Raw genomic sequence first — 8,991 nt, 5'->3', positions numbered from 1 at the left:
GTTGAAATCAGCGATGTCGAGGCCAGCCATGGGCGTCAGGTGCGCTGGCAGCTCAGAGCCCGCAATGCCACAGACACCATCCGTGAGCGCTGGGCGGGTGCCAGCTGGATCATCGAGCTGGTGAGCAGTGGGTTGCGCGACGGCAAGCCGTTTCACCACGTCCACTTGTATGGATCACCAGGCGCACCTCTCGGTGCGACACCACCCTGCGCACCAGCCCAAAAGCAATGCTGCGGCTGGTGCGGCAGCGCTGGGCAATCGAAAACCAGTGGCACTGGCCCCGCGACACCCAGCTCGGTGAGGACGCTCACCGCTACGCCCAGCGCAACGGTGTTCAGGTGCTGGCCCTGCTGCGGACCTTGGCTCTCAACTTGTTGCGCTGCAACGGTTTCCGATCGATCCGCGCTGGCCTGATGGCCGTGGCGCATGACATCAGCCGCATGCTCGGCTGGGTCGGCATCAGCCTGGCGGAGACGGGATGAATGGACTTTCAGTCAGCCCTGGGGGAGTGATTCCGGCAGCGGCAAGATCCAGCGTCCTTGGTGCCGGCTGAATCAGTTCTGCTTCTCTCCCGCCTCATTGCTGCCCCCGGTGCCCTGGCTGTCGGTTGGCACATTGGGTTCCATCATCACTCCAAGGGCACGGCATTCAGCGATCGGATCCACTTCTGGCGCCAGACCCAGTGCCTTGCGCAGTGTATCGAGCTGGGCAACTGATTGCAGATCAATCGTGTTGACCGCCTTCTCACAGGCCATCTTCTTCAGAGCCGGCAGATCGGGGCTGCCGCATCCAGCCAGCAGCCCAAGGGTGATGAAGGCACCGATCGGGACAAATCTGACCATGGTGGTGCAACCGAAGAAGTCGACAGATTAGAAGCGGCGGAGCGCCCCTTCCGCCAAGGCAATGCAACCGCCATCACAGCCTCAGGACTCACGCTCTGGAATTAATGCGGCTCAGTGCTCTACTCAGCGGAGCGGAGCCTCGACGAGGCAGCACGCGGTGACCAGATCCTGATCGGCTCCTGCTCGGAGGCCAAAAGAACCGACCTGAACCTCACTGCCCGCTGCCGAATCTGCCAGAAGGTCAGCCAGGCTCCGGGCCGCGGTGTCCGGTCGGATCTCCGCCGGGATGGCCACACCAAAAAACCGATGCAGCTGCTCAACGCTTGTCGCCGCGTTGAAGGCCAGCACCAGTCCCGCAGGCAGCGAGGCCTCGTCAGGGTCTGGATCAAAAAGCCGATCAATCCAGGGCTGGAGCCGGCTGCGCAGGGCCACGAACACGTGGTCGCCAGGCTCGAGGGTGGTGCTGCCGCGGGGCATCAGCACCTGCCTGCCGCGCAGGATCAGGGTCACCAGCACCCCGTCGGGCAGGGCCAGATCGCGCAGCTGCTGACCAGCCACCTGGGCCTTGGGTTTGACGGTGTAGTCGACGATCTCACCATCGACCTGACGCAGGGCGTTGATCTCCACCGACAGCGCCGGCGTGGGATCTGCGGGGCGACCGATGTGCAACCAGCGCGCCACCAGCGGCAGTGACCAGCCCTGGGTGATCGCTGAGATCAGCACCACGAAGAACACGGCGTTGAAAATCGTGTTGCTCTGGGGAATACCGGCCATCAGCGGAAAGGTGGCCAGGGTGATCGGCACCGCACCCTTTAGACCAACCCAGGACAGAAACACGAGTTCACGGCGGCGGAAGCGGAACGGCAAGGCCGCCACGGCCACGGCGAGAGGCCGCGCCACCACGATCAGCACCAGGGCGATCAGCAGCCCCTCCCCTGCCACAGCCAGCAGGCGGCTGGGGAAGCTGAGCAGCCCCAGCATCACGAACAGCAGGATCTGGCCCAGCCAGGCCATGGCGTCGTGAAAGGAGAAGATCCCCCGGCGAAACACGATCGAACTGCTGCCGAGCACGATGCCGGCGATGTAGACCGCCAGAAAGCCGCTGCCGCCCAGCACGGCCGCCAGCCCGAAGGCCACCAGCCCAAAGGACAGGGCCACCAGCGGGTAGAGGCCTGGATAGTCGAGGTTGATGCGATTCACTCCCCAGGTCGCCAGGCGTCCCACCCCGAGGCCCACCAGGCTGCCGGCGCCGAACTGGGCCAGGAACAGCAGCAGCAGCGCCTGGGGTGAATCAGCACTGCCGCTGATCACGCCGATCAACCCCAGCGTGAGGAAGATCGCCATCGGATCGTTAGAGCCGCTCTCCACTTCAAGGGTGGCCGTGAGCCGTTCGGGAAGCTTCAGGCCGCTGGTGCGCAGCACCGAGAACACCGCTGCGGCATCGGTGGAGCCGACGATGCTGCCCAGCAGCAACCCCTGCAGCAGCGGCATCTTCAGCGCCCAGGCCGCCGCCAGACCCGTGATCAGTGAGGTGAGCAGAACGCCGATTGTCGAGAGCGACAGCGCCGGCCGCCAGACCCGTTGCACGGAGGTCAAGGAGGTGCGCAGGCCGCCGTCGAACAGGATCAGCGCCAGGGCGACACTGCCGACACTGTTGGCCAGGGAATAGTTCTCAAAGGGGATCCGTCCCAGACCCTCCGAGCCCGCCAGCATCCCGACCAGGAGAAACAGCACCAGAACGGGCATGCCCAGCCGAGCGGAGAACTTGCTGGAGGCAATACCCAGCAGCAACAGCACCCCAGCCAGCAGCACGGCTGCGTTAATCGACACGATCCCCCGCCTGGACAGCCCCTATGAGGATGCCCCACAACATCAGGATCCCAAGCAACACTGATCACTCACATGCCAAAGCCGGCAGCTGAGGCCATGCCCGCCCGGACGAATCGCCTCTGCCGGGCTACCAGGGCAACACCTCACCGTTGGCATGCCAGAAGGTGCCCGAATTCTCCAGGGTGAGTTCATCGATCCGATCCAGCAGCCCTCGCACTGACTCCTCCGGTGCAATCCCCTGGGACGTGAACCCTGTCATCCCGGTACTAACCATGCCGGGATGGAGGATTCCAACAGCAACCTCGCGGGGCTTCAGGTCGATCGAGAGGGATTTGCCGGCCATGCAGAGCGCTACCTTCGACATCCGGTAGCCATAGGAGTTGCCGGAGGAGTTGTCTTCGATCGATCCCATGCGACTGGTCATCATGATCACCTTGGAGCCCGGCTGAAGCTGGCTCAGAAATGCGCGGGTGAAGCGCAATGGAGCGATCGCGTTCACCTCGAACTGGCGGCGAAGGCTCTCGACATTTATGTCCTCCAGAGTGGTTCTCTCGAGGATCTCGGCATTGTTGATCAGCACATCGATCGGCAGACCCTGCAGACTCTCCACCAGGGCAGTGATCGACGCCTCATCGGTGACATCCACTCCCGCCTCGATCCGCACCCCCAGATCCTCCAGATCAGGAGAAGGATGGCGGCAGACGGCAACCACGGAATCGCCACGGGAGGTGAGCTGCTTGCAGTACTCGAAGCCGATGCCGCGATTGGCGCCAGTGATCAGAACAGTGGCCATAAAAGGCTGAGTCTCCGCTCAGGTTGATCTTTACTCGGATCGTATGCCACGGGGTGCCCACCGGCTTGGCAACCGTGAACGCACGTTCATTCATTTATTCATCCACCAATCCATTCATCCATTCATCCATCCATTCGTTCGTCCGTTCGCTCGGTAAGGATTATTAGCTCATGCAATCATTCATTCTGTGAGCGATTGTTGCGGCTGTGGCATCTTCTCATGCGTTGCTTTAGACGATGCCGAAGCCACTTGGCGATGGGCTGGCTTAAGCGGCCTGCTACATGCTTGAATCTGGCGTCAGGCTTGAACTCCCATTATCGCGCCAGCCAGTAACAGAGTGAACAATCTAGATCGATTAAATTCAAACTGAAACGGTGGCGCTCATCACAGCACAACTGGTCTTGCTGCTCCTGAACAGTCATCGGCAGGCAATGTAAGACAGAGACCATTAGCGCGCCAGCCCCGCCAAGAACGCCAGACATGCTCCCACCGGCCCATAGAAGAAGAAGCTGGTTATTGCCGCCTCCAGTTCCCGGTCATGTCGTGGGGAGAAGTGAGACACCAAAACGAAGCTGATCACCGTGCTCAGTACAAACCCCACGAGCGCCCCCAGCAGTCCTCGTCCCAGTCGCTTCATGCCGGCTTTGGATCGACTCCGTCTCCATCCTCACTCCGTTCTGCTTCGAAAGCACGTCCCAGTGGTTCCGCCGCGATTCCCTCCACCTCCCGCAGATAGCGAGCCAGGCCGTCGCTGTTGCCGTGCGTGACATACACCTGCCGGGCGCCGGTATCCCTCACTGTGCGCAGCAGGCCGTCCCAGTCGGCGTGATCGCTCAGGGAGCGCCTCTTTGAGTGATGTAACTCAGGAGGTCCTGTGACCCATTCTGGAGGTTGAACAGGGGCAGTCAGAGGCTGACTGCTGCGGTGCAGATTGCGCTGCTCCGTTGATCGACGCCCCTGGTAGAGGTTAACGGAGCAGCACTGCAGCTGCGGAGCCAACTGGGCGACGTCAGCGACGGGAACGCATTCAGGCGAGGTTCAGCGAAAAGCAGTGTGCGCTTTGAGCGACGATTAACCCCGTGTGTCAACAGCTGATGCTGCGGTCGGTGCTCAGGTCAGGGCAGATGAACAACTCGGCCCCGCAAGTGATGCCTGGCCGCTCATGCCACCTTCCGGCACCAGACCCGTTGGCGAGTCATGTCATCGGTCCAATCCTGGCAGCGGTGCGTGAGGTGCTCGCCCTGAGCCAGCAAGCCCTGATGCAACTGGCAGGTAAGCACAAGAATGCAGTTCAACCCGGCATGGTGCCTGAACCAATGGCAAGTAAGGCAAACCTTGCGGCTTCTACTGGGACGCAACACAGCCTCATCCAGTTAAGGCTACACCTCGACACTCCCTTCTTCCCCAGTGTGGTCCGTGTCCCGAAGGGAACCCCCAAAGCGGGCAGGAGGAACAGGCACGAGAGCGCCAAGCGAAAAGTACACCCGTACGATCGTCGATGCCGCACACTTCCCTACTTTAAGCCGGCACTCATCGGACCACGCACGGATTTGAGAGCGGGGTGATGATGCCGGCGGCCAAGTTCCGGCTTCGAACTGGAGCGCAGCAAGGATGGAGATCTGGCCTAGGGGCGCGGTGGCTGAAGCTAAATCAAAGACCGGGAGTGAGACTGCCCATCAGTGACACCACTGGCTACTTCACTTGCCCGGATCTAACGATATCAGGGGCGAAAGCTGTCCAACTAAAGAGCTTCGAAGTCGCAAGAAGTGCCCGTAGGGGAGATTGTCAAGATGACATGATTTCCAGATTGGACAGGGCCACAACCTTCGGAGTTCTCATATTCACCCTACGATATTGTACTTGAAACTGCTCAATAGCACTTCCTGAGGGAAGTCGTCGTTGGACTTGCTGGCCTGCCGCGATATTGCCAAGCGCTGCAGCGCTGGAGCTTTTCGCTGAAGGACTCGAACTTGCAATGAGAACTAACTTGACACCAGTCATGGCATCACTAGTTGCATTTTTAATACTAATCTGAGCCTCGGTTGCCTCACTGGCAAGCAGGGGCATTGCGACCACAGACAGCAGATGAGCCATTAGTTTCATTTTGCACAAGGCCATTAAGGAGCTGATAGCTGCGGCAGGAATACTTAGAGCAGCTTCTGAATCATATTGGAAAAGCCTGAACGAGCAACTCAGGAGAGGCCAACTGCAACAGCCATTGGCAGTGACCTTCCAAGTGGTGTTACTTAGGGTGTGCCATCATCCCTGGTGTAAGTTCAATAGGAGCAGTCAAAGGCTGACTGCGTGGATGCTGACTGTACACCTTCACTTATCTCCTGTGGTTCCTGTTTGCTGACTTTTCAGCTGAATGATCTAGGACTTTTGGTGTAATCCTAGACTGAACTTATGTGAGGGGGCAGGATCGGCAGTGGCGGTTTCCTGTTATCGCTTCAATTAGCATTGCGGCCCCACGCAGCAAAATCTCCTGCTCGTGGCCGCTTTGGGGTGAATTTCACGACGTTGCAGAATTGTCAATGCTATTCCGTGTTCCGGGGAGACTAACAGGGAGCATCAGAATGATGCAAAGTCCAGGCAGCGTCAAACGATCTGGACGCGGAGTCGTCCTGCGCACTCTGCTCTTCGCGGTGGCTCTTGCTGGGGGGGGCTCAGCTGTGGTCGGCTGCGCCCTGCTGGGAACAAGACGCCTCCGGGGCTAATGGCAATCGAGTGGCCTGATCGACGGCACGACTCCGGGAAAACAGGACTCATCTGTTCGGCCTGGGCAGCCACAGCGCTGTTGTCCGCATCGCCCGCCCTCCGGAGCGTCTACGCATGGCTCAAGGCCTGGCCCGCCCTGCCCCCTCAGACCAAGCGGCAAACGGCCATCGCCCCTCTCCATCCGTTCGGGTCGCTCTCACCAGTGGCAGGTCTTGCAGAACTGGAGACTGCGACTGCCCAGCAGCACCTTCTCATCGAGATAGGGCCATTGTTCGCAGCCGCCAGCGTCTACGGCTGAACTGGATGCCGGCCGGGCACCGCGGGAGCGGGACGGGGACGCAGCTACAGCTGTTCTTTATAGAGCCCCCCCGTGCTATCAGAGTCGCCTGGTCCTGGTCTGCACGGACACCACACCTCACCTCACATGGAGCCCCAGATGACAGCGAGGCGCTGAATGCAGTTGGTTTACCCCGGCACCCAGGCCCGCACATAGTTCCTCGATACATCCGGCCAGGGACTATCCGCGCCCATGGACGAGTTTGCACCACACCTATGACACCGGCCACTGAGCTCGATCACCGCCGCCCCGGATCGGCGACAGACGTAGGCGAACAGAGATAGGTCAACACCGCTTGGGGTCGTTCTGCCACACGGCCCCGGTGAGAAGGACTCCGAGGCTGCGCTGGCCTGCTCGGGCCAGCTCTAATGGACAAATCGGGGCATCCTTGCCGGCTGCAATGGTGCCCTGAGGATCCTGAGTGCTCAGAGCAAAGACGTGCTGCAGAAGCATGAACTGGGTCCCGCCGCGCCGTGATTTCAGAACAGGACAATTCTGCCGATGGAGACGTCCACCCTGAGCGTTAATGACAGCATTCACGCAGCAGGCTGTTCCAACTTCGAAGTGATGGCGACCAATTCGATGACAACCCGCCATGGCAGGCGTCAGAAAGGCCTTGTCTGCTCGGCCCTGATGTCGCTGCTTGTGCAGCCAGTAACTGCGCGTGCTCAGGCGGAACCTTCAGTGCTCAAGGAGCGCGAACCACCCGTGGAGGTCTGCACCGGCAAGATGGCCGACGGGAGTGGCACGGACTTCGTGAATGCGATGGTCTTCACGCCAGATGGCAGGAATCTTCTGCTGGGCTGCAAATCCGGAGCCGTCGAACTGAGGAGCGTGGAAGGCCAGCTGCAATTTCGCCAGCAGCCCATAGTCCATCACGTTGGCCATGTTGCTATCACACCGGACGGCTCACTGTTGCTCAGCGTCAGTGGCAACACCGTTCATCTCTGGAGTGGAGCCGGAGAAGCCAGGGGCAGCTTCGACACGACCATCTGTGAGGGTTGTTCCACTAACGCGGCGGTGATCTCACCGGATGGGAGCAGCCTGCTCACCGGGCACGACAATGCTGCAGCAGTGCTGTGGACGTTCAAGGGAGTTCAGTTGCGTCAGTTCGAAGATCCAAGACCATTTATGCCTTATGACAGAAGAATTGTTCAGCTAGCCTTCGATCCTGACGGCAGTGGCATCGCTGGTAGTGATGACACTGGAACTGTGCGCCGATGGAGTGCGACCGGCCGTCTGCTGGGCGAAGTGGAGACCGGTTTTTCATCTGTGAATGGCCTGTTCATTACAGCCAGTGGAGATCTGTTCGCGGCGGGCTCGGACGGAGCTATGCGATGGGACAGCAAAGGGAAGCAGCAGGGGACAGTTCGCGCCGAAGGAATTGTGAATGCCTTCAAGTTGCTGCCCGACGGCAGCGCAGTAGTACTGGCTGGTATGCATGTGGATGACTTTCTGGAGATGCGGGATCTGCAGGGAAGGGTGCTATTCACCTTTCTAGACTATTATCATTCTCGCGTTTCAGTAACAACACTGCCCCCCGGAGCGATGGCCGTGTCGCCTGACAGCAAGACGCTGGTAGTGGCTGACTCGAATCGACTGCACCGCTGGGAACTTCCGATGGGTTCTCCCTGAGGCAATTGACATCAGGTTGGCGCCCATCCTGGCTTAAGGGAGAGTCTCGACCCTTCGGCAGGTTCCCTTCATGCCTTGGGTATCAGTCTCCGCACCATAGTCACTTCCAATGGCCAGATCACCTCGATAGCTGAGGGTCTGCAGATTGATAATGTGGCTTTCCGAGACGAACTCGGGCCTGTACATCCTCTGGCTCCAGCGAATCTCCTTCTGGGAAACCGTGACGCTACTCTCGTCGATTATCCCGCTTCCCAGTTCTTTTGGTGGTTCATTCGTCGTGATGGTGTCACGCACCTCTCCCGTGCCGGGATCGAGTTCCTGCACCTGCTGAAGCCGTGGATCGACGCGGATGCTCTTCTCCGATCCATCCTGCAACTTGCAACTCAGGCTGATGGGATGTGTAGTCCAGCGCCAGAGCAGGCCACAACCGCCCAGGAGCGGGACCAGGAGGGCTACAAACACGTAGACCCTTCTGTTTGCAGGTGGCACGAGAGGACGGCCTCTTGAACGGTAGTCGTCGCTTATGTGGAACATCGATACACGATGCCAGCGCAGCTGCACTACTGCAATCTGTTGCAGTGCCGCGTTGGCGCGACGATTGTTGCCTCGATTAAGTCGATGTCGCCTGCCGCCGCAGCGGGCCTGCAGTGGTCTGACATCACAGACTGCAGCAAATGTGGCTTCTGAGCGGAAACGTCTCAGGGTTGACACCAGGGCTGCCTAAAAGTTCCACAACAGCATTCTTGGCACGGCTGTCAGCATGGGTTTTGGTTGGCTGGAATGGCGGCCCTCCATGCCCGAAACCCAAACCACCGCAACGGAAGAGAGTGTTCCGA

General features: G+C 59.8%; 6 protein-coding genes and 2 pseudogenes. 2 read left to right on the top strand and 6 right to left on the bottom strand.

Going from position 1 to position 8,991, the window contains the following annotated elements; all coding sequences use genetic code 11:
* Positions 1-89 precede the first annotated feature (89 nt).
* On the top strand, positions 90-482 hold the full coding sequence (locus KBY93_RS15410; RefSeq protein WP_315856430.1) for a transposase: 393 nt from the start codon (positions 90-92) through the stop codon (positions 480-482).
* Positions 483-554: 72 nt separating this feature from the next.
* On the opposite strand, the gene KBY93_RS15405 is transcribed toward KBY93_RS15410, so the two are convergent.
* The 4 genes and pseudogenes from KBY93_RS15405 to KBY93_RS15390 form a co-directional block, all read right to left on the bottom strand.
* The gene (locus KBY93_RS15405; RefSeq protein ID WP_255095309.1) at positions 555-842 is read right to left on the bottom strand and encodes a hypothetical protein; all 288 of its coding nucleotides are present in this window, start codon (positions 840-842) and stop codon (positions 555-557) included.
* Between the two features lie 123 nt (positions 843-965).
* Positions 966-2,672 (bottom strand): potassium/proton antiporter, encoded by a 1,707-nt coding sequence (locus KBY93_RS15400; RefSeq protein ID WP_255095308.1) that lies wholly within the window; start codon positions 2,670-2,672, stop codon positions 966-968.
* 127 nt (positions 2,673-2,799) lie between these two features.
* Positions 2,800-3,465: an SDR family oxidoreductase gene (locus tag KBY93_RS15395; protein WP_255095307.1), complete on the bottom strand. Its 666-nt coding sequence runs from the start codon at positions 3,463-3,465 to the stop codon at positions 2,800-2,802.
* Between the two features lie 633 nt (positions 3,466-4,098).
* Positions 4,099-4,302: pseudogene (locus KBY93_RS15390) on the bottom strand (MBL fold metallo-hydrolase RNA specificity domain-containing protein); the annotation flags it as partial.
* Positions 4,303-7,021: 2,719 nt separating this feature from the next.
* Here KBY93_RS15390 and KBY93_RS15385 point away from each other — a divergent pair.
* Positions 7,022-8,155, top strand: a complete 1,134-nt coding sequence (locus KBY93_RS15385; protein WP_255095306.1) for a WD40 repeat domain-containing protein — start codon at positions 7,022-7,024, stop codon at positions 8,153-8,155.
* Positions 8,156-8,188: 33 nt separating this feature from the next.
* On the opposite strand, the gene KBY93_RS15380 is transcribed toward KBY93_RS15385, so the two are convergent.
* Together KBY93_RS15380 and KBY93_RS15375 are read right to left on the bottom strand one after the other, a co-directional pair.
* Complete coding sequence (locus tag KBY93_RS15380) at positions 8,189-8,689, bottom strand: hypothetical protein (RefSeq protein WP_255095311.1); 501 nt, start codon at positions 8,687-8,689, stop codon at positions 8,189-8,191.
* A 69-nt stretch (positions 8,690-8,758) separates the two neighbouring features.
* Positions 8,759-8,866, bottom strand: a pseudogene (locus KBY93_RS15375) (hypothetical protein); the annotation flags it as partial.
* Positions 8,867-8,991 lie beyond the last annotated feature (125 nt).

The sequence above is a fragment of the Synechococcus sp. J7-Johnson genome, assembly GCF_024345795.1.
GTDB lineage: Bacteria > Cyanobacteriota > Cyanobacteriia > PCC-6307 > Cyanobiaceae > Regnicoccus_A.
The sequence above is the reverse complement of the archived record's forward strand: the minus strand, read 5'-3'. Positions and strand labels throughout refer to the sequence as shown.